Raw genomic sequence first — 20105 nt, 5'->3', positions numbered from 1 at the left:
GGATTCGCGCAAGGCGACCGCGGTGCGGCGGACCTCAGGGATGGATGCATCGAACACGGCAGCGGGCGCTCCAAGGCGCCCGCGTGCTCGGTTCAAGCCAGATCTTGTAGCCGATTGACGCGCAGGATGTCCAGTTGTTTCAGCGCGAGACAGGTTGCCTCGGCACCTGAGATGGTCGTCGTGTAACTCACCTTGTGCCGGAGCGCCGCCCGGCGGATCTCGGCGGAATCCGCGATCGCCTGCGCGCCTTCGGTGGTGTTGACGATGAAATCGACCTCTTTGTTCTTGATCATATCCACCACATGGGGACGCCCCTCGGCGACCTTATTGACCCCCACGCAGTCGAGTCCAGCCTCACGCAGAGCCTGCGCGGTCCCATGCGTTCCATAAAGACTGAAACCGAACCCGACAAGATCGCGCGCGACCCGAATCAGGCGTGCGCGATCGGCGGATCGCACGCTCAACAGGGCCGTTCCACCCAAGCGCGGCAATAGGGTCCCGGCGCCTTCTTGCGCCTTCGCATAGGCTTCACCAAAGGTTTCACCAACGCCCATCACCTCGCCGGTCGACTTCATCTCCGGCCCCAGTTGCGTATCGACGCCTGGAAACTTAATGAAAGGGAAAACGGCCTCCTTCACGAAGTAGTGCTTGGGCATGCGTTCACGGTGCAGCCCCTGAGCGGCCAGGGGCTGCCCGACCATACAGCGCGCGGCGACCTTGGCAAGTGGGACACCAATCGCCTTCGACACGAAGGGAACCGTCCGCGAGGCGCGCGGATTGACCTCGAGGATATACACATCCTCGCCCTTCACGGCAAACTGGGCATTCATGAGACCCACCACGCTCAGCCCATGGGCCATGTTCGCCATTTGCTCACGCATCCGATCCTGGATCGCGGGTGAGAGGGTGTAGGGCGGCAACGAACAGGCCGAATCACCAGAGTGCACACCTGCTTGTTCGATATGTTCCATGATTCCGCCAATGAGGACATCCTGGCCATCGCAAATGGCGTCGATGTCGACCTCGATCGCGTCGTCGAGGAACCGGTCAAGCAGCACGGGGGATTCGTTGGAGACACGCACCGCCTCACGCATATAGCGATTGAGTTCGGACTCGTCGTAGACGATCTCCATGGCGCGCCCACCCAACACATAGGATGGCCGCACCACCAGAGGATAGCCGATCCCGGCCGCACGCTCGACCGCCTCCTCTTCGCTGCGCGCCGTGGCATTCGGCGGCTGACGTAACCCTAGGGTCTGGATCATCCGCTGGAAACGCTCACGATCCTCCGCCAGATCAATGCTATCGGGACTCGTGCCGATAATGGGCACGCCCGCCGCCTCGAGGTCGCGCGCGAGCTTCAAGGGAGTCTGACCACCATACTGAACGATCACGCCGAGCGGATGCTCTTTCGCGACGATCTCCAGCACATCCTCAAGGGTCAGCGGCTCGAAATAGAGTCGGTCCGAGGTGTCGTAGTCAGTCGAGACGGTCTCGGGATTACAGTTGACCATGATCGTCTCGTAACCGTCCTCGCGCAGTGCAAGTGCGGCATGCACACAGCAGTAGTCGAACTCGATCCCCTGACCAATCCGATTCGGGCCACCACCGAGCACCATGATCTTATCGCGGTCGCTGGGCTCCGCTTCGCACTCTTCTTCGTAGGTGGAGTAGAGATAAGCCGTGGTGGAGGCGAACTCGGCCGCGCAGGTATCGACCCGCTTGAACACGGGATGGATCTTGTAGGCCTGGCGTTGGGCACGAATCTCCTGCTCCGGTCGCGCGAGCAGACGCCCGATGCGCCGATCGGAGAACCCCTTGCGTTTGAGTTCCCACAAGCGCGCGGGCGTCAGCCCAGCGTGCCCTTCAGCCTTGACTCGGGACTCGGTCGCGACCAGATCCTCAAGTTGCGCGAGGAACCAGGGATCGACCTTCGAGAGGGCGTGGATGTCGGTCAGATTCATGCCGAGCCGGAAGGCATCGGCGAGATAAAAGAGGCGTTCGGCACCAGTCTGGCGCAATTCGTGACGAACGCGCTTGGCCGCATCCGGTTCGCTCGCATCGACCATCTCGTCGAGCCCATAACAATCGATTTCGAGTCCACGCACGGCCTTCTGGAGCGATTCCTGGAAGGTCCGGCCGATGGCCATGACCTCGCCGACCGACTTCATCTGGGTGGTCAAGCGCGCATCAGCCTGCGGGAATTTCTCGAAGGCGAAACGTGGAATCTTGGTGACGACATAGTCAATGCTCGGCTCGAACGAAGCCGGCGTTGCGCCACCGGTGATCTCATTGCGCAGTTCGTCCAGCGTGAAGCCAACCGCGAGCTTCGCGGCGACCTTCGCGATCGGGAAGCCGGTCGCCTTCGACGCCAGGGCTGATGAACGCGACACCCGCGGATTCATTTCGATGATGATCATTCGGCCATCAAGTGGATTGATGGCGAACTGCACGTTCGAGCCTCCGGTATCCACCCCAATCTCGCGCAAGACCGCAATCGCGGCATTGCGCATGATCTGATACTCCTTGTCCGTGAGGGTCTGGGCCGGAGCGACCGTAATGGAATCGCCCGTATGGACCCCCATCGGATCGAAGTTCTCGATCGAGCAGATAATGATGCAATTGTCGGCGCGATCGCGCACGACCTCCATCTCAAACTCTTTCCAACCCAGCACCGACTCCTCGATGAGGAGTTCCTTCGTGGGCGAGAGATCGAGCCCACGCCGGCAGATCGTTTCGAACTCTTCCTGGTTGTAGGCAATACCACCACCGCTGCCGCCCATCGTAAAGGATGGTCGAATGATGGTCGGAAAGCCGATCGATGCCTGGACTTGAATGGCCTCTTCCAGACTGTGGGCCATCGCCGAGCGCGGCATGTCCAAGCCGATCTTGCGCATCGCCTGGCGAAAGAGATCACGGTCCTCGGCCTTATCGATCGCCTCGCGCGAGGCGCCGATCATCTCCACGCCGAAGCGCTCGAGCACGCCCTCGCGCACCAAGTCGAGCGCGCAGTTCAGTGCCGTCTGCCCACCCATCGTCGGCAGCAGGGCATCGGGCCGCTCGCGCTCGATGATGGCGGCGACCACCCGCCAGGTGACGGGCTCGATGTAGGTCGCGTCGGCCATCTCCGGGTCGGTCATGATGGTCGCCGGGTTGGAGTTGACCAGAATGACGCGATAGCCCTCCTCGCGTAGGGCCTTACAGGCCTGCGCGCCGGAGTAGTCGAATTCACATGCCTGACCGATCACGATCGGACCTGAGCCGATGATCAGGATGCTGGAGAGGTCGGTACGCTTGGGCATGAGGTTTGGATCGCCGATTAGTCCTGACGGGTACGCATGAGTTCGATGAAATGGTCGAACAAAGGGGCGAGATCATGAGGACCCGGACTGGCCTCGGGATGACCCTGGAATCCGAACGCGCGTCGATCACGGTGGCGAATGCCTTGCAGGCTCCCGTCGAACAAGGACCGATGCGTGGCCTCGAGATGCACCGGCAGACTCTGCTCGTCGACCGCGAACCCGTGGTTTTGGCTGCTGATCATGACCGCGCCGGTAGCGAGATCCTGCACCGGATGGTTCGCACCATGGTGGCCAAATTTCATCTTCTGAGTCCGCGCGCCGCACGCGAGGCCGAGCAACTGATGACCGAGACAGATTCCAAACAGAGGCATGTCAGCCTCGAGCAGTGTGCGAATCGCCGCGATGGCATAGTCGCAAGGTTCAGGATCACCCGGTCCGTTGGAGAGGAAGACACCGTCTGGCTCCAGCGCGAGCACTGTCGCCGCTGGCGTCTGTGCGGGAACCACGGTCACGTGGCAACCTCGGCTGACGAGCATGCGCAGGATATTGCGCTTGATGCCGAAGTCATAGGCCACGACCTGAAGCGGCCGCTGTCCCTCTGGCGGGGACGACGCGCAATGCCCTCCGTGCCCGGTCTCGAGTGCCCAGACACCCTGCGTCCAGGGATACGCCTCTGGGGTCGAGGCAAGCCGCGCTAGATCCATGCCCTGGAGTCCTGGGAATCCCCTGGCCTCGCGTAAGGCCGCGGCCTCGTCAATCGCATCACCGGCCATGAGGCATCCGTTCTGCGCCCCCTGTTCACGCAGCCGGCGGGTCAGGCGTCGCGTATCGATCCCAGCGATCCCCACGACCCCGTGGCGCCGCAGATAATCGTCGAGACGCTCCTGCATGCGGAAGTTGCTGGGCTGTATGGGCAGATCGCGAATGATCAGGCCAGCGGCTTGGATCCGCGTGGACTCCTCATCCTCGGGGTTGGTCCCGACGTTGCCGATATGCGGATAGGTCAGCGTCACCAGTTGCCGCAGGTAGGACGGATCGGTGAGGATCTCCTGGTAGCCGGACATGGCGGTATTGAATACCACCTCACCGACGCTCGATCCATCAGCGCCAATCGACGTTCCCCGGAAGACAGAGCCGTCCTCCAGGACGAGTACCGCGGGTTTGGTCAAGGGTTTCTCCGATCCGGGCGGGTATGCAGCAGGCGCGACGGGGTCGGAAGCAACCTCGCGCGATGTGGCATGGCCCATCGAACGCGCCGTTGACCTCGACCCGATTGGGAAGATTCTAAGGTAACCCAGGCCCGGGTGTCCATGCGGGCGGTGCGGATGCGCACCCGCGAATCGCGCGCAGCCGCGCCTCCTGCAACGGCTAGGGCACGCGCGACGGGGCTAGAGACAAGCTCCCAGCGCCTGCAGGAAGGCGCGGTTCTCCTCTGGAAGGCCGACCGTGACCCGCAGGCAATCGGCGAGCAAGGGATGCGCATGGTGAAGATTTTTAATGAGGATCCCGCGCGCCTTCAAACCCGCGAAAACAGCATCAGCTTGTCCCGGAGCGACGCGGAAGAGGATGAAATTCGCCTCGCTCGGATAGGCATGAACGGGAAAGTGGTCGGTAAGATGGGCCAGCAGACGCTGCCGCTCGGCGCGGATCGCCAGTGCCTGCTCGTCGAGCAGAGCCCGATGACGCAAGGCAAAAGCGACGGAGGCCTGGGTCAAGACATTGATATTGTATGGCAGTCTGACCTTATCGATCTGTTGGAGCCAGGCATGGGGACCGACGAGATAACCCAGCCGCAGTCCCGCGAGCCCCATCTTCGATAGGGTCCGCATCACCAGCAGATTGGGCCAATCGCCCAGCAGACCGAGAAAACTGCGGTCGGTGAAGGGCGCATAGGCCTCATCAACCACCACCAAACCGGGCGCGGCTTCGATGATCCGAACCATGTCGTCGGCATCAAAGCGGTTGCCCGTGGGATTATTGGGGTAGGCGAGAAAGATCAGGACGGGCTGCTCTTGCTCGATCGCCTCCAACACGGCCGGTAAGTCGATTGAGAAATCATCGGCATCAAGCGGCACCCCACAATACCGCATGCCGATGAACCCGGTAATCATGCGATACATGACGAAACCGGGTTCCAGGGCAAGCACCGTGCGATCGGGCCGCGCGAGCGCCAATGCCAGCATCTGGATCAGTTCGTCTGAACCATTCCCCAGCAACAGTCCCATCTCGGATGGAATCTCCATTGCCTCGCGCAAGGCCGCCTGGACGCAAGTCCCATGCGGGTCGGGGTAGCGGTTCAGGGTGACGTCGCGCAAGCCCTCGAGCCATTCGGCGGTGATGGCTTCGGACCAGACATAGGGGTTCTCCATCGCGTCCAACTTGACGAGGCCGGATGCATCGGCGACGTGATAGGCCGCCAGCTCCCGGATCTCAGGGCGAATGAGTGTCTCGATCAGATCGTGCATGGCGCGTCAACCCACCTCGCCACGATACTCGGCAGAGCGCGCATGCGCGGTCAGCCCCTCGCCCCGCGCCAGCACGGACGCGGTCTGGCCCAGACGCGCCGCGCCCGCTGGCGAGGCCATGATGAGACTCGACCGCTTCTGGAAATCATAGACCCCCAACGGCGAGGAGAAACGCGCCGTCCGCGAGGTCGGCAGCACATGATTCGGCCCAGCACAATAGTCCCCGATAGCCTCGGCGGTATAGCGTCCCATGAAGATCGCCCCGGCATGTCGGATCTGCCGCAGGATCGACTCGGGCTGTGCCACCGACAATTCCAGATGCTCGGGCGCGACCCGGTTGGCCACGGCGATCGCGTCATCGAGATCCTGCGCCAGGATCAGCGCCCCGCGCTGACGCAGCGCGGTGGCAATGATGGCCTCGCGTTCCAGAGTCGGCAGCAGCCGCTCGACGCTTGCGGCGACCCGGTCGAGATAATCCGCATCCCAACTGACGAGGATGGATTGCGCATCCTCATCGTGCTCGGCCTGCGAGAAGAGATCCATCGCAATCCAGTCCGGGTCGGTCTTCCCATCACAGATGATCAGGATCTCGGAGGGTCCGGCGACCATATCGATGCCGACCTGGCCGAAGACAGCCCGCTTCGCGGTGGCGACGTAGATATTGCCGGGACCCACGATCTTGTCGACCGCCGGGATGGTCTCGGTCCCGTAGGCGAGCGCGGCGACCGCCTGGGCACCGCCCACCGCGAACGCCTGATCCACGCCCACCACATGCGCCGCGGCCAAGACGAGATCGTTCAGTTCTCCCGCAGGTGTCGGAACCACCATGATGAGTTCGCCAACACCCGCGACCTTCGCCGGAACGGCATTCATGAGCACTGAGGAGGGATAGGCGGCCTTGCCGCCCGGGACATAGAGGCCCACCCGATCGAGTGGACTCACCTGCTGGCCGAGGACGGTGCCATCGGCCTCGGTAAAGCTCCAATCCGCGAGCTTTTGGCGCTCGGCGTAGTGACGGATGCGGGCCGCGGCCTGCTCGAGTGCGTCACGCTGCGCGCCGGGAATCTGCTCCCAAGCCGCGGCCAGGCGCGCGTGCGGAATCCGCAGGTCGGCCGCGCAGGCCGGACTCCACCGATCAAAGCGAGCCGTGTAATCAAGCACGGCGAGGTCACCACGTTGACGCACGTCCTGGATGATGTCATCGACACGCTGGCGTACCTGGTGGTCCGAAACCAGATCCCAGGCGAGCAGTTGCTCGAGGGCCGGATCAAAATCCGAGTCTGTCGTCGAAAGGCGTCTCATCACGTTGAAGAGTCCTCCACTTCCCCGACCACCCACCTGGCCGGGATCCGATTCGATGCAACCAGGATGATCAAGCACGACCCGCAACGGCGGCGCGCAAACCATCTAGGAGTGCGTTCACGGCGGTGTGTTTCATCTTCCAGGCGGCCTTATTCACCACCAGCCGCGAACTGATGTCCGCGATATGTTCCAGTGGCACCAGACCATTCGCCTTGAGGGTATTGCCGCTTTCCACCAAGTCGACGATCCGGTCGGCAAGCCCCACCAAGGGCGCCAATTCCATCGAACCATAGAGCTTGATGATCTCGACTTGCTCGCCCTTGGAGGCGTAATAACGCTCCGCGCTGCGCACATACTTGGTGGCGATACGCAGGCGCCCCGTCGCCGGCGCGGCCACATCGGGCAATCCGGCCACCATCAGACGACAGCGGGCGATTCCGAGATCCAATGGCTCGTACAATCCAGCCCCGCCATGTTCGAGCAGGACATCCTTGCCAGCAACACCCAGGTCAGCCGCGCCATATTGCACATAGGTCGGGACATCACTCGCGCGCACGATCAGGAATCGGACCCGGGGCGCGTTGGTCTCCAGGATCAGCTTGCGGCTGCGCTCGGGGTCATCCAACGGCGTGATCCCGGACTGCGCGAGCAACGGCATGGTTTGATCGAAGATCCGCCCTTTCGATAAGGCGATCGTCAGCATGTGATCGGTCATGGTGTCGGTGATCCCGTGACGCCTGCGCCACTCGTCGCGTCGGCTGTTGAGCCAGAGGTCCGGCGAATCGCCGCGCCCAGGCCCGAGAGCTTGTGCTCGATCTTGTCATAACCACGGTCGAGGTGGTAGATGCGGTCGATCAGGGTTTCCCCCGAGGCGACCAGTCCGGCCAGCACCAGACCCGCCGAGGCCCGCAGATCCGTCGCCATGACCGGCGCGGCGGTGAGGGCCTCGACGCCGACACAGATCGCGACATTGCCCTCGATGCGGATCTTCGCCCCCATCCGTTGCAGTTCGAGGACATGCATGAAGCGATTCTCGAAGATCGTTTCGGTGACGGCTCCAACCCCCTCGGCAATGGCATTCATCGCACAGAATTGGGCCTGCATGTCGGTTGGGAACGCCGGATAAGGCGCGGTATGCAGATCGACCGCGCGGGGTCGCCGGCCGCGCATATCCAGGCTGATCCAGTCGTCCCCGGACTCGATCTGCGCCCCGGCCTCGCGCAATTTCTGCAGCACTGCGTCCAACAGGTCGGGACGCGTGTGCGTGACCTTGATGGACCCGCCCGTCATGGCCGCCGCCACCAAGAAGGTGCCGGTCTCGATCCGGTCGGGCATGACCTCGTAGTGCGCGCCACCCAGCGACGCGACACCCTGCACGCGAATGCGATCGGTCCCGGCGCCTTCGATGCGGGCCCCGAGCGCGCAGAGGAATGCCGCAAGATCCACGACCTCGGGCTCGCGCGCGGCATTTTCGATGAGGGTCTCACCCTGCGCCAGGGTTGCCGCCATCATGAGGTTCTCGGTCCCGGTTACCGACACCATATCCATCACGATGCAGGCCCCATGCAACCGCTTGGCGCGAGCACGGATATAGCCACCTTCGACATGAATGTCCGCGCCCATCGCCCGCAGGCCATCGAGATGCAGGTTGACCGGGCGCGCGCCGATCGCGCAGCCGCCCGGCAGGGAGACGTCGGCCTGCCCGTAGCGGGCCAATACGGGTCCGAGCACCAAGATCGAGGCGCGCATCGTCTTGACCAGATCATAGGGGGCCGCAAAGCTCTTCAACTCACCCGCCGCCACCGCCACGCGATCCTCGGTAAGCAGTTCGAGTTCCGCCCCCATGCGGCGGAGCAGCCGCAAGGTCGTCTCGATGTCACGCAAGGGCGGCACGTTCCCGAGCGTCACGGGGGCGCCCGCCAGGAGGGTTGCGGCCAGGATCGGCAGGGCGGCATTCTTCGCGCCCGAGGCACGAACCTGTCCCGTTAAGGGCCTGCCACCCGTGATGAGAAGCTTATCCATCGCGAACTCTGATTCGGATTAAGAGATGCACCGCCGCGCTGCCAAGCGGTGCGCTGGGCGGCCGGCTGGTGTCGTCGAAGCCGGAACGACATCGCCTCGCTCAAGCGCGCGGAGGTGCGAGCGGCAACAGGTCGGTGAGATTGGACATCCCGGCGATACGCGCGAGCGACGCGGGGAGGTGCGAATAGGTCAAGCGTGCCCGGCGTGCGCGCGCCAGATCCATCCATTCGAGCAATAACACCAGCCCGGCGCTATTCGCCCCGGTCACGGCGGATAGGTCGATGTGAATCGAGACATCACGCTGCAACAGCGCCTGTCCTGCGACGGCAACGGGGACCACGGTCGAAAAGTCCAGGACACCCTCCAGTCGATAGTGCCCTGCGTCCAGTTCGAGCAAGCGCGCACCCGTCGTCATTCGCCGGACCGTGCATTCATGTCATTGAGCGTCGCGATTAAGCCGTCGATCCCGGCGCGACGCACCTCATTGGCGAAGCTCGTGCGATAGTTTCCGACCAAGCTCGCATTGTTAATCACCACGTCGTAGACCTGCCAACCACGCGCGGCTTGATACATCCGATAATCCACGGGGATCGGGGCGGAGCCCGGCGCATTGATCTCGGTCGAAACCGTGACCGTCGAGGGCTGTCGACCTGGCCGCGCCGGCAAATAGCGGATTTCCTCTCCCGCATAGCTCAGGAGTGAGCGCGCATAGGTGCGGATGAGAACCTGTTTGAATGCGTCGACGAGCGCACGACGCTGCGCGGGGGTCGCCTCGCGCCAGGCCTGCCCGACCGCACCTTGGGTAATGCGTTCGAAATCGAAGTGCGGTGCCACGCTGCTCTCGACCATGTTGAAGATCAGCGATGGATCTCGCTCGACCTCGGCACGCCGTGCCTCGAGGGTGCGTAGCATCTGATCGGTCGTGCGTTGGACCAAGGCCGTCGCCTCCTCGGCGGAGGCCATGCCGAGCGTCGCCCAACCAAGGGCGATGGCGGCGAGGACGGTGAGGAAGGAAAGACGAGCAACCGAGCGCATCGTCATATCAATCGCCTCCTGCTTTGCTGAAGAGGAATTGTCCAATCATCTGCTCCAGGATGAGTGCCGATTGGGTATAAGCGATCTCGTCGCCATCACGGAGATAATCGAGACTGCCACCAGGTTCGAGGCCAATGTACTGTTCACCCAACAGGCCCGCGGTAAAGATGTTGGCGAAGGTATCGTCCGGGATGGTGTCGACCTCGGCCTGGATCCGCAGCGTCACGACCGCCTCGTAGCTCTGGGTATCGAACTCGACACGCTCGACGCGACCGACCCGCACCCCGGCCATGGTGACGGGCGCACGCGCTTTCAGACTGCCGACGTTCGAAAAGCGCGCACTCAACTGATAGCCGTCGCTGTTCACCGCCGCGCTCAGGTTGCTGACCTGCATCGCGAGGAAGAACAAGGCAACGAAGCCCGCGGCCATGAAGAGACCGACCATGATCTCGACGACCCGTTGTTTGCCCATGTCATTCAATCTCCAAACATCAATGCGGTGAGAACGAAGTCGAGACCCAGGACGGCCAGTGCCCCATGCACCACTGAGCGGGTCGTCGCACGACTGACACCCTCCGAGGTCGGGACGGCATCGTAGCCTTGAAACAGGGCGATCCAGGTCACGACCACCCCAAACACGACACTCTTGATCACCCCATTCACAATGTCTTGGTCGAAGTCAACTTTCGACTGCATTTGGCTCCAATAGGATCCAGCATCGACACCCAAAAGCCCGACCCCGACGAAATAACCGCCGAGCACCCCAACCGCGCTGAACATCGCCGCCAGCAGCGGCATGGCGATCACACCACCGAAGAACCGCGGCGTCAGGATACGGCGCACCGGATCGACGGCCATCATTTCCAGACCCGAGAGTTGCTCGGTGGCTTTCATCAGGCCGATCTCGGCGGTCAGGGCCGATCCGGCACGCCCGGCCACCAGCAACGCGGTCACCACCGGGCCGAGTTCGCGCACCAGGGATGCGGCGACCATGACACCGAGGCTCTCCGCCGCGCCGAATTGCGACAGCACATAGTAGCCCTGCAAACCCAGGACCATGCCGACGAATAAGCCGGACACCACGATGATGAGAATTGACAAGACGCCGACGTTGAAGATCTGAACGATCAAGAGGCGCGGACGCCGCAGCAGTTCACCGACACCCAGTAGCATCGCGCCCAGCAGTTGATGGCCACGTCCGAGGCGCGCGAGCACCCCGAGACCGCTGCGGCCGAGTCGTGCCAGACCCTCCAGGAGCATCAACGCACCCTCCGTGCGAGGAGGTCATCGACCAGCGCCGGAGCCTCGTAATGGAAATGCACGGGACCGTCGGGCAGACCATCCATGAACTGCCGCACCCACGCCGAACCGTCCGCCGCGATCGCCGCTGGGGGGCCCTGCGCGATCACTTCGCCGTGTGAGATGACATACATCTGATCAGCGATCTGCGCGGTCTCCGCGACGTCGTGAGAAACCAGGATACTGGTCAGGCCCACCGCGTCGTTCAGGTGTCTGATCAAGGTGACTAACATCCCCTTGGAAATCGGATCCTGCCCGGTGAAGGGCTCGTCATAGAGCACCAGGTCAGGGTCCAGCGCAATCGCGCGCGCCAAGGCGACTCGGCGGGCCATGCCGCCGGATAATTCGTTGGGCATCAGATCACGTGCGCCGCGCAGGCCCACGGCTTCGAGCTTCAGCAACACCAGCTTGCGTAGCATCGATGGCGGCAGGTTCGTGTGCTCGCGCAGCGGATAGGCGACATTGTCGAACACACTCAGATCGGTCAGGAGTGCCCCGCTTTGAAATAACATCCCCATGCGTCGACGCAGACGGTAGAGCGCCGAGCGTTCCAGAGCATGGACCGACTCGCCGTCGACCTCAATGGTGCCGGCGTCTGGGCGCAGCTGGCCGGTGATCAATTTTAACAGCGTGGTCTTTCCGGTCCCGCTCGGACCCATCACCGCGGTGACCTCGCCGCGACGGATATCCATGTCGACCTGATCGAAGACGACCAGACGCCCGCGCCGAAAACTCAGACCACGAATCTTGACGATGATGTCATCGGACTGGGAACGGAGGTCACCAGCGCTCGCATTCTCCGTCATCTGTTGCCTCGCACGCCTTGCGTGATGGTGGTCGCCCGTTCGCCGGATCCAGTTGCCCGGGCGGTGCGACGAACAGGACCACACCTATTGCCCTGCGGCACACTGACCGCTCGAGGACGGTCTTGCCACACCCCGAGATCAACGGGAGCGGATCCCTGGCTGGATGTCCACACCGGAATCATGACGCGACGTTTAACATCCCGAGCGTCCACAGAGTTGATCAGATGTGGCATGCGTATGCCAAGGCAACCAAACCGGGCATTGTCTTGGCTGATCGCCACGGCGTCAACCAAGTCCGAGGAGTTGAATCAGCGCTTGCCAGCGCTTCACGGTCTCCACCGAAGCCGTTCCCATCAGCGCCAACGCCGGGCGTCCGGCCGCCACCCGCGCATAGTCCTCAAGCCAGGCGCGCCCGCCGCGCAGATCGGCCCGCGCAGATGCCGGCACCTCCCAGGCCAACGCGGCTGCCTCGGCGGGCACCTCTGACTCAGCTTCGATTTCCCGATAGATTGGGGCGTCGTCTGCGATCTCGAGATCCGCCCCAATGTCGAGCGCATGCCACAAAATCCAGCCGCCAAAGTGAGACCCGAGCGCTTGGCGTGCTCGCCGACACGCCTGCGAGCAGGGTGGAGACACCGGCGACCTGAGATAGAATCGGAAGGTGCTCGACACCTCCCCCGTCCATTCCCGCAAGCGTGCCGGCTCAACCGGAACCCAGGCCTGAGGCTCGACCACAACCCCTTGCAGTTCATTTGAAAAATAGGTGAGACGCCACTCCTCGGGGAGATCCTCCGGATAGAAGAACGCGTCCCCGCAACCCTGATCCCACCCGCTGCGCAGGGGCACGATGGCGTGTCTCATCGTGGGGCCTGACCGTCGCTGATGGTGTGCTTCAACCCCGCCTCCTCTTGTATCCTTAAGGTCATGGATTCCTGGCCTGTCTCGCCTGATGTCTGCTGCTGATGTGAACTCCGCACTGGCCCTCGACGCCGTGCCGCTCATGACCAAGCGCCACCGACCCACGTGGAACGCATCTCGGCGCGCCGATGCGTTGTCCATTCAGGTGCCTCGAAGCACATGTTGAGGGTTGGCGGGCGGGCGCGCTAGCGCAACGCCACTTGGCGCAGAGCAGCGCCCGTGGCCGGGGATAGATTAAACGGAATCCCCGGCCACGACACACTCCTGGCGTCATCGCCACACCCGCGATCTCGCGCGCTGATCCTGCTCAGGGCTTGCCCGCGACGGGAACCTGCCGCAGGATTCGCCCCAATCCGTGCTGGGCGCTGTCGCGGAGACCCCTTGTCGCCATCGGAGGATCCTTGCCCAAGATGATCGATCGGCACAGAATCGATACCGCGAAGCCTGGACTCGCGCTCGGTGAGCCCGACAAGATGATGGCCCTGGGACGTGCCGTGATCGAAACCGAGGCCGCCGCCGTCACGGCGCTGGCCGCCCGCATCGACGCGACCTTCGTCACCGCATGCCGGTACATGCTGGCCTGCGCGGGACGCATCGTTGTGTTGGGCATGGGCAAGTCCGGACACATCGGAGGCAAGATTGCCGCGACCCTGGCGAGCACGGGGAGCCCCGCCTTCTTCGTCCACCCTGGCGAGGCCAGCCATGGCGACCTGGGGATGATCACGGCGCACGATGTGGTGCTGGCCTTGTCGAACTCGGGCGAGACCGAGGAGCTGCTGAGGCTCTTACCACTGCTGAAACGCCTTGGCGTCCCCCTGATCAGCCTGACCGGCAAACCACGCTCGACGCTCGCCCGTGAGAGTGATGTGCATCTGGACGTCAGTGTCCCGAGCGAGGCCTGTCCACTCGGTCTGGCGCCGACCGCCAGCACGACCGCGACCCTGGCGATGGGTGATGCCTTGGCGATCGCGCTGCTGGAGAGCCGCGGCTTCACCGCCGAAGATTTCGCGCGCTCGCATCCGGCGGGCGCGCTCGGTCGGCGCTTACTGCTGCGTGTCGGTGAGATCATGCATCGTGATGAGCGCCTGCCGCGCGTGACGCTGGGCACGACCCTGCGCGCGAGCCTGGAGGAGATGTCGCGCAAGGGCCTGGGGATGACCGCGATTGTCGATGCGGAGGGGCGGTTGGCGGGGATCTTCACCGATGGTGACCTGCGCCGCGCCCTGGATCGGGGGATCGATCTCCATCGGACCGCGATCGATGCGGTGCTGACGCGCGATTGCGTCACCATTACCGCCGAGGCCTTGGCCGTCGAGGCGCTCCAATTGATGGAGCAGCTGTCCATTAACGGCTTGCTCGTGGTCGATGCGCACACTCGACCGGTCGGCGCACTGAACATGCACGACCTGCTCAAGGCCGGAGTCATGTAGCGGAGCGCCAGGACCGGGGGTGTCTCGCTGGTGCCTGGTGATGGGGTGAGACGCTGGGGCTGACGCACTGGCAACCATTTGACCACTGGATGAGTCAGCGCTGGTCCGACCACGACACGCTCGACTGAATCCGAATCGACCATCAGATAAGGACGACACGATGCAAGAAATCTTCGATCGCGCTGCCCACATTCGCCTGGTCATCTTCGACGTCGACGGCGTTCTGACCGACGGCAGTCTCTACCTCGGAGACGACGGCCAAGAATATAAGGCCTTCAATTCACGGGATGGACACGGCATGGTCCTGCTCCAGGAGAGCGGCGTCGTGATCGGGATCATCACGGGGCGCACCTCGCAGGTGGTGCGAATCCGCATGGAGAGCCTGGGGATCTCCCATCTCTATCAGGGCTGCCGCGACAAGTTACCGGCTTACGAAGCGTTGAAAAGCGATCTCGGACTGGCGGACACGGAGATCGCCTATGTCGGAGATGACCTGGTCGATTTACCGATCATGCGGCGCGTCGGGTTGGCCATCGCCGTCGCGGATGCCCATCACCTGGTGCGCGGACACGCCCATCTCTGCACCCAGGCCGGCGGCGGACGTGGCGCCGCGCGCGAGGTCTGCGAACTCATCATGGAAGCGCAAGGAACCTGGCAACGCATGGTCTCCAGTCACGCATGAGTGACGCGCCACGCCCCCAACGGGGACCGGGCTGGTCCTGGTCACAGTGGGCCTTGGGCGCGTTCTTCGCCGCTTCCGGACTGCTGTCCTGGTGGCTGCTGGATCCCGAGACGAGCGACCCACCGAGCGAGGAGCAGGCGCGGCGGTTGCCTGACTACATCGTCACGGCCTTCACCGCGCTCGAGACCGATGAGGCGGGCCGCCCGAAACGGCGCTTGGTCGCGGATGAACTGAGACAATTCGTCGCCGAGGATCTCTCCGAGCTCGATCAACCGCGCATCACGCTGTATCAGGAGAACGGCGAGCCCTGGCAGGCACGAGCCGCAACGGGGCTGATCCTGCCCGGTGGCGAGGAGATCCAACTCGAGGGCAATGTCGAGCTCGAACGCGACGGCAATGCAACCGACCGGGCAACGCACCTCGAGACCGAACTCCTACGGATCTTCCACACTCGCGGCTTTGCCGAGACCGATCGGGCAATCCAGGTCAGCAGCGAGCAAGACCGCCTGATCGCAACCGGGATGCGATTATGGTACGACGACCCCGTGCGCGCGCTGTTCGATGGCCGCGCGCACATCTACATTGCCCCTGAGCAGACCGACACGCCATGAATCACGACCCCATTCACGCCCCTCGCCCGAGCCTCCGCGGCTGGCTGATCAGCCTCGGGATCGCCGCGCTCGTGAGCACCGGCCCGGTTGCCGCGCGCCCAGACGACAGTGAACAACCGATTCTGATCGAAGCCGACGAAGTCGAGGTCCTGGAGTCCGAGCGCACCAGCATCTATGTCGGCCAAGTTCAAGTCGACCAAGGCAGCATGCAACTGCGCGGAGACCATGTCACCGTGCATCATCGCGAAGACCGTCGCCCGCGTCTCATTATCGCGCTCGGCGCCCCCGCCAGTTTCCGGCAACTCATGGATGACAATGAGGGTGAGGTCCTAGCCTTCGCCAGACGCATGGAGTACGACGCCGACAAGGACGAACTCACCCTGATCGACGAGGCCCTGTTGATTCAGGGCGCCGACCGTCTGACCGGAGAACGGATCGTCTATGATCGGGCACGTGCTCACTTCCGGGCTGGCGGTGGCGGTCGCGTCCAGATCACCATCACGCCCGATGAGGCGACCGAGCCATGACTCAAGCCTCCAGTCGACTGCATGCCGAGCATCTCCGAAAGAGTTATCGGGGGCGAATCGTCCTGCACGACGTGAGCGTCAGCGTCGATGCCGGCGAGGTCGTCGGTCTGTTGGGACCGAACGGCGCGGGGAAAACGACGTGTTTTTACCTGATCGTTGGGCTGATCCCCGCCGATGAGGGGCGGATCCTACTGAACGGCCGCGACCTCACGCTCACGCCGATGCATGGTCGCGCGCGTGCCGGCTTGAGCTATCTGGCACAGGAACCTTCGGTCTTTCGCAAACTCACAGCGCGCGACAACATTCTTGCCATCCTGGAGGCGCGCGGCGATCTCCCGCGCGCCGAGCGCAACCTGCGTTGCGCGCGTTTGCTCGAGGAGTTAGGGATTGCCCATGTCAGCGAATCCCTCGCATTGAGCCTATCGGGCGGTGAGCGCCGGCGCCTCGAGATCGCCCGCGCGCTTGCCGTCGACCCGCTGGTGATGCTCCTCGACGAACCCTTCGCCGGGGTCGACCCCATCGCGGTCGGCGACATCAAGTCCATCGTGTCCCATTTACGCGACCGCGGCATCGGGGTGCTGATCACAGACCATAATGTGCGCGAAACCCTCGATATCTGCGACCGTGGTTATATCATCAGTTCCGGGCGTGTGATCGCGGCTGGAGTCCCAACGCAATTGCTGGCAAATCAGCAGGTTCGTGATGTTTACCTCGGTGCGGATTTCTCCATGTGAGCACGCTCGAACGGGAGCGGTTACAAGTGGGTCTCGCACCCGCCAAGTCATTGCCCTGACGCGACAGCACGACCGGATCGCCGCCAGGCGCCTGCGAACTAGGGGTCCGCCTGGCGACGAACCCAGCGACCCGAAGCGGCTTGCGCCTTGACCAGGACCGGCGCGCCGCCGAGCACCGGGGCGAGCATCCGTGGTGACGATGGCGCGGGGGGTGCGCGGGCTGTTGGCGGCAAGCAGGGCGAGGCTGGGCGACGGGATCAGACTGACCCGTGCGGCTTCGGCGGATGCTTGGCTGCTTTTTCTCGGATGATCGGTGTAAGATGATGAACGCCCCTTGCCGTCACATGGCATCACGAGGCACCGGCTAGAAGCGAGTCTAGACGGGATTAGGACGGGCGACCCGATCGACCATCTCGAGAACGCATCCGCGATCCATGAAGCAATCCATCCAGCTTCGGCTCGGTCAACACCTGACGATGACACCGCAGTTGCAGCAGGCGATTCGTCTGTTGCAGCTCTCGACACTCGAACTTCAAAAAGAGATCCAAGAGGCGCTCGATACCAATCTCATGCTCGAGGAAGGGGACGAGACCGACCGGTTCAGCGCCACCGACGCCCCCGAGTCAGGAACCATCCAAAGCGAGACCATCGAGATCCAGCACGAGCCAGGCGACATGGCGCCCGACCGCGAAGTGCGTGCCGAGTCGACTGAGATTCCCGATGAATTGCCGGTTGACACACTCTGGACGGACGTCTTCGACAGCTATCTGCCAGGCAGCTCGCGCGGTGGTGACGATGGATCTGACTTTGACCCCTTTGCACAACAGACGCGACCGCAAACCTTGCTTGATCATCTCGCCTGGCAGCTCAACCTCTGTCGCCTGAGCGAGCGCGACAACATGATCGCGCAAGCCGTCATCGACTCCATCGACCCAGATGGTTACCTGCGCAGCGACGTCGAGGAGTTGCTCCAGACAATCGACCATCCCGCGGTCAACGCCGAGGAGATCGAAACCCTGATCCATCGGGTCCAGTCGTTCGACCCACCCGGTGTCGGCGCCCGCCATCTCGCCGAGTGTCTGGTGATCCAGTTGCGTCAATTGCCGGCGTCAATCCCGGGGCGGGATCCGGCCCTGCGAATCTGCCGCGAGGGCTTCGAATTCCTTGCGAAACGCGATCTCGCGGCCTTGATGCGTCGTCTCAAGGAACCTGAAGAGGCCATCATCGAGGCGCTGGCCTTGATCCGGACACTCAACCCCCGTCCCGGCAGCCTGATCGCTGGCGCACCCGCGCAATATGTCATTCCAGATGTGTTCGTACGCAAACGTGAGGGACGCTGGGTGGTCGAACTCAACCTAGAGTCCACGCCCAAACTCAGGGTAAATGCTGACTATGCGCGGCTCATCCGACGCGCCGATCACAGCGCGGATGGCGTGACACTGAAAAGCCATCTGCAAGAGGCGCGTTGGTTCATCAAAAGCCTCGCGAGCCGGAATGACACGGTGCTCCGGGTCGGTGCGAAGATCGTCGAGATGCAACAGGACTTCTTCGATCGCGGCGAAGAGGCCATGAAGCCGATGGTGCTGCGCGACGTTGCAGAGGCCCTCGAACTGCATGAATCGACTGTCTCGCGCGTCACCACACAGAAATACATGCACACGCCACGCGGGACCTTCGAGTTCAAATTTTTCTTCTCCTCGCATGTGAATACCGCCTCCGGCGGCGAGTGCTCGTCAACCGCCATTCGGGCCCTGATCCGGAAAATGATCGCGGGCGAGTCCGCGAAGAAACCACTGAGCGACAGCAAACTCGCTGAAGAGTTGGCCGGTCAAGGCATCAAGGTCGCGAGGCGAACCGTTGCGAAGTACCGCGAGGCCATGGGGGTTCCACCCTCGAATGAGCGCAGGCGCCTGGATTGACAGGCCGTTTGAACCACTAGGAGTCACAAGATGCAAATCAACTTGACGGGTCACCACATCGATGTCACCGATGCGCTGCGGGGCTATGTCGACACCAAGTTCGAGCGCCTCGCTCGGCACTTCGATCACGTCATCAATGCCCACGTCATCCTGAGCGTCGAGAAGCTGGCTCAAAAAGCCGAAGCGACCTTACACGTCAACGGCAGCAAGATCTTCGCTGACTCCGTGCACGAGGACATGTATGCCGCGATCGATGGATTGATCGACAAGCTTGATCGCCAGGTTCTCCGGCACAAGGATAAACGCAACGATCATCGCGGAAATACACCGAAAGTGGTAACGGATGCATCCGATCAGGGCTAAAGCCTGCCCCTTCGGCACACTGATCCGAGCTCACCGACGGGGTCATCCACCCGTCGGCTCAATCGACAGGGAACAGGGCACCGACCGCTGGGTCGCGTGCTCTCGAACCGGGGGTCCTCAGCAACCATGACCAGTCAGCACACATCGCTGCCGCCAGGCGCGAGGCGAGCCGTCGACAATCACGTTCGGCCCATCATGGCCGTCGCGGATGGGAGCCGAGCCCATGCTCAGCCCTGACCTGATCAACGCGAACCGCGTCGGCCACGGAATGGACATCTCGAGTAAGAAGCGACTGCTCGAATCACTGGCCGAACTCCTTGCCAAAGACCATCCGCGCTTGAGTACCGAAACGGTCTTCGAGCGTCTGCTTGAGCGTGAGCGCCTTGGCAGCACCGGGCTCGGCCATGGCGTCGGTCTGCCACACGCGCGCATCAAGGAGGTGACTCAGGTGCTCGGCGCCTTCATTCAAACCAACCGTGGCGTTGACTATGATGCCGCCGATGGTGAACCGGTTGATCTCGCCTTCGCCCTACTGGTTCCAGAGACCGCCACCGAGGAACACCTGCAGTTGCTCGCCTACTTGGCGCGCCGCTTCAGTGAAGCAGCGACACGCAAGCATCTTCGCGAAGCGGATTCGACGACGGCGATCCTGCAACTGCTGCAAGGCACCTGAAGGGCATCGCACCATCT

The 20105-nt window shown here is 63.0% G+C and carries 20 protein-coding genes; 8 read left to right on the top strand and 12 right to left on the bottom strand.

The genetic code is table 11. The annotated features are described in order from the left end of the window. Positions 1–92: 92 nt before the first annotated feature. From carB to CKO25_RS02280, 12 genes are all read right to left on the bottom strand, one after another. Positions 93–3302 carry a carbamoyl-phosphate synthase large subunit gene (gene carB / locus CKO25_RS02335; RefSeq protein WP_200386273.1) on the bottom strand — a complete coding sequence of 1070 codons (3210 nt, stop codon included), beginning with the start codon at positions 3300–3302 and terminating at the stop codon, positions 93–95. Positions 3303–3319: 17 nt separating this feature from the next. Beyond that, on the bottom strand, positions 3320–4471 hold the full coding sequence (gene carA, locus CKO25_RS02330; protein WP_242467280.1) for a glutamine-hydrolyzing carbamoyl-phosphate synthase small subunit: 1152 nt from the start codon (positions 4469–4471) through the stop codon (positions 3320–3322). Positions 4472–4690: 219 nt separating this feature from the next. Beyond that, a complete protein-coding gene (gene hisC / locus CKO25_RS02325; protein ID WP_200386271.1) occupies positions 4691–5767 on the bottom strand; it encodes a histidinol-phosphate transaminase in 1077 nt (358 codons plus the stop codon). 6 nt (positions 5768–5773) lie between these two features. Next, positions 5774–7069, bottom strand: a complete 1296-nt coding sequence (hisD, locus tag CKO25_RS02320; RefSeq protein WP_200386270.1) for a histidinol dehydrogenase — start codon at positions 7067–7069, stop codon at positions 5774–5776. 70 nt (positions 7070–7139) lie between these two features. Further along, positions 7140–7784 (bottom strand): ATP phosphoribosyltransferase, encoded by a 645-nt coding sequence (gene hisG, locus CKO25_RS02315; protein ID WP_200386269.1) that lies wholly within the window; start codon positions 7782–7784, stop codon positions 7140–7142. Then, a complete protein-coding gene (gene murA, locus CKO25_RS02310) occupies positions 7781–9091 on the bottom strand; it encodes a UDP-N-acetylglucosamine 1-carboxyvinyltransferase (RefSeq protein ID WP_200386268.1) in 1311 nt (436 codons plus the stop codon). The genes hisG and murA overlap by 4 nt, the downstream gene beginning before the upstream one ends. A 100-nt stretch (positions 9092–9191) precedes the next feature. Beyond that, a complete protein-coding gene (locus tag CKO25_RS02305; RefSeq protein ID WP_242467279.1) occupies positions 9192–9488 on the bottom strand; it encodes an STAS domain-containing protein in 297 nt (98 codons plus the stop codon). Positions 9489–9502: 14 nt separating this feature from the next. After that, positions 9503–10132: an MlaC/ttg2D family ABC transporter substrate-binding protein gene (locus CKO25_RS02300; protein ID WP_338115047.1), complete on the bottom strand. Its 630-nt coding sequence runs from the start codon at positions 10130–10132 to the stop codon at positions 9503–9505. 1 nt (position 10133) lies between these two features. After that, positions 10134–10598 (bottom strand): outer membrane lipid asymmetry maintenance protein MlaD, encoded by a 465-nt coding sequence (gene mlaD / locus CKO25_RS02295; RefSeq protein WP_200386266.1) that lies wholly within the window; start codon positions 10596–10598, stop codon positions 10134–10136. A 5-nt stretch (positions 10599–10603) separates the two neighbouring features. Then, a complete protein-coding gene (gene mlaE / locus CKO25_RS02290) occupies positions 10604–11386 on the bottom strand; it encodes a lipid asymmetry maintenance ABC transporter permease subunit MlaE (protein WP_200386265.1) in 783 nt (260 codons plus the stop codon). Beyond that, positions 11386–12231: an ABC transporter ATP-binding protein gene (locus CKO25_RS02285; RefSeq protein WP_200386264.1), complete on the bottom strand. Its 846-nt coding sequence runs from the start codon at positions 12229–12231 to the stop codon at positions 11386–11388. Before CKO25_RS02285 ends, mlaE begins: the two co-directional genes overlap by 1 nt. Positions 12232–12516: 285 nt before the next feature. Beyond that, on the bottom strand, positions 12517–13092 hold the full coding sequence (locus CKO25_RS02280; RefSeq protein WP_200386263.1) for a hypothetical protein: 576 nt from the start codon (positions 13090–13092) through the stop codon (positions 12517–12519). A gap of 467 nt (positions 13093–13559) precedes the next feature. On the opposite strand from CKO25_RS02280, the gene CKO25_RS02275 reads away from it, so the two are divergent. The 8 genes from CKO25_RS02275 to CKO25_RS02240 all read left to right on the top strand — a co-directional run bounded on the left by CKO25_RS02275 (position 13560) and on the right by CKO25_RS02240 (position 20088). Then, complete coding sequence (locus tag CKO25_RS02275) at positions 13560–14579, top strand: KpsF/GutQ family sugar-phosphate isomerase (protein WP_200386262.1); 1020 nt, start codon at positions 13560–13562, stop codon at positions 14577–14579. 160 nt (positions 14580–14739) lie between these two features. Then, positions 14740–15261 carry a 3-deoxy-manno-octulosonate-8-phosphatase KdsC gene (gene kdsC, locus CKO25_RS02270; protein WP_200386261.1) on the top strand — a complete coding sequence of 174 codons (522 nt, stop codon included), beginning with the start codon at positions 14740–14742 and terminating at the stop codon, positions 15259–15261. Then, a complete protein-coding gene (lptC, locus tag CKO25_RS02265) occupies positions 15258–15872 on the top strand; it encodes an LPS export ABC transporter periplasmic protein LptC (protein ID WP_200386260.1) in 615 nt (204 codons plus the stop codon). The genes kdsC and lptC overlap by 4 nt, the downstream gene beginning before the upstream one ends. Further along, positions 15869–16399 (top strand): lipopolysaccharide transport periplasmic protein LptA, encoded by a 531-nt coding sequence (gene lptA, locus CKO25_RS02260; protein ID WP_200386259.1) that lies wholly within the window; start codon positions 15869–15871, stop codon positions 16397–16399. Before lptC ends, lptA begins: the two co-directional genes overlap by 4 nt. Further along, positions 16396–17133, top strand: coding sequence for an LPS export ABC transporter ATP-binding protein (gene lptB, locus CKO25_RS02255; RefSeq protein ID WP_200386258.1), 738 nt, complete (start codon positions 16396–16398; stop codon positions 17131–17133). The genes lptA and lptB overlap by 4 nt, the downstream gene beginning before the upstream one ends. Before the next feature lie 434 nt (positions 17134–17567). Then, entirely contained in the window at positions 17568–19052 is a 1485-nt protein-coding gene (locus CKO25_RS02250; RefSeq protein WP_200386257.1) for an RNA polymerase factor sigma-54, read from the top strand. Positions 19053–19082: 30 nt separating this feature from the next. Beyond that, the gene (hpf, locus tag CKO25_RS02245; protein ID WP_200386256.1) at positions 19083–19415 is read left to right on the top strand and encodes a ribosome hibernation-promoting factor, HPF/YfiA family; all 333 of its coding nucleotides are present in this window, start codon (positions 19083–19085) and stop codon (positions 19413–19415) included. Between the two features lie 223 nt (positions 19416–19638). After that, positions 19639–20088 carry a PTS sugar transporter subunit IIA gene (locus CKO25_RS02240; protein WP_200386255.1) on the top strand — a complete coding sequence of 150 codons (450 nt, stop codon included), beginning with the start codon at positions 19639–19641 and terminating at the stop codon, positions 20086–20088. Positions 20089–20105 lie beyond the last annotated feature (17 nt).

Origin of the sequence: Thiocapsa imhoffii, from assembly GCF_016583985.1 — a bacterium.
GTDB classification, from domain to species: domain Bacteria; phylum Pseudomonadota; class Gammaproteobacteria; order Chromatiales; family Chromatiaceae; genus Thiocapsa; species Thiocapsa imhoffii.
The sequence above is the reverse complement of the archived record's forward strand: the minus strand, read 5'-3'. Positions and strand labels throughout refer to the sequence as shown.

Coding starts and splice junctions, on each gene's coding strand:
- carB (WP_200386273.1), bottom strand. CDS start 3,302: ATGCCCAAGCGTACCGACCTCTCCAGCATCCTGATCATCGGCTCAGGT.
- hisC (WP_200386271.1), bottom strand. CDS start 5,767: ATGCACGATCTGATCGAGACACTCATTCGCCCTGAGATCCGGGAGCTG.
- hisD (WP_200386270.1), bottom strand. CDS start 7,069: ATGAGACGCCTTTCGACGACAGACTCGGATTTTGATCCGGCCCTCGAG.
- hisG (WP_200386269.1), bottom strand. CDS start 7,784: ATGACCGATCACATGCTGACGATCGCCTTATCGAAAGGGCGGATCTTC.
- murA (WP_200386268.1), bottom strand. CDS start 9,091: ATGGATAAGCTTCTCATCACGGGTGGCAGGCCCTTAACGGGACAGGTT.
- CKO25_RS02300 (WP_338115047.1), bottom strand. CDS start 10,132: ATGACGATGCGCTCGGTTGCTCGTCTTTCCTTCCTCACCGTCCTCGCC.
- mlaD (WP_200386266.1), bottom strand. CDS start 10,598: ATGGGCAAACAACGGGTCGTCGAGATCATGGTCGGTCTCTTCATGGCC.
- mlaE (WP_200386265.1), bottom strand. CDS start 11,386: ATGCTCCTGGAGGGTCTGGCACGACTCGGCCGCAGCGGTCTCGGGGTG.
- CKO25_RS02285 (WP_200386264.1), bottom strand. CDS start 12,231: ATGACGGAGAATGCGAGCGCTGGTGACCTCCGTTCCCAGTCCGATGAC.
- CKO25_RS02280 (WP_200386263.1), bottom strand. CDS start 13,092: ATGAGACACGCCATCGTGCCCCTGCGCAGCGGGTGGGATCAGGGTTGC.
- CKO25_RS02275 (WP_200386262.1), top strand. CDS start 13,560: ATGATCGATCGGCACAGAATCGATACCGCGAAGCCTGGACTCGCGCTC.
- kdsC (WP_200386261.1), top strand. CDS start 14,740: ATGCAAGAAATCTTCGATCGCGCTGCCCACATTCGCCTGGTCATCTTC.
- lptC (WP_200386260.1), top strand. CDS start 15,258: ATGAGTGACGCGCCACGCCCCCAACGGGGACCGGGCTGGTCCTGGTCA.
- lptA (WP_200386259.1), top strand. CDS start 15,869: ATGAATCACGACCCCATTCACGCCCCTCGCCCGAGCCTCCGCGGCTGG.
- lptB (WP_200386258.1), top strand. CDS start 16,396: ATGACTCAAGCCTCCAGTCGACTGCATGCCGAGCATCTCCGAAAGAGT.
- CKO25_RS02250 (WP_200386257.1), top strand. CDS start 17,568: ATGAAGCAATCCATCCAGCTTCGGCTCGGTCAACACCTGACGATGACA.
- hpf (WP_200386256.1), top strand. CDS start 19,083: ATGCAAATCAACTTGACGGGTCACCACATCGATGTCACCGATGCGCTG.
- CKO25_RS02240 (WP_200386255.1), top strand. CDS start 19,639: ATGCTCAGCCCTGACCTGATCAACGCGAACCGCGTCGGCCACGGAATG.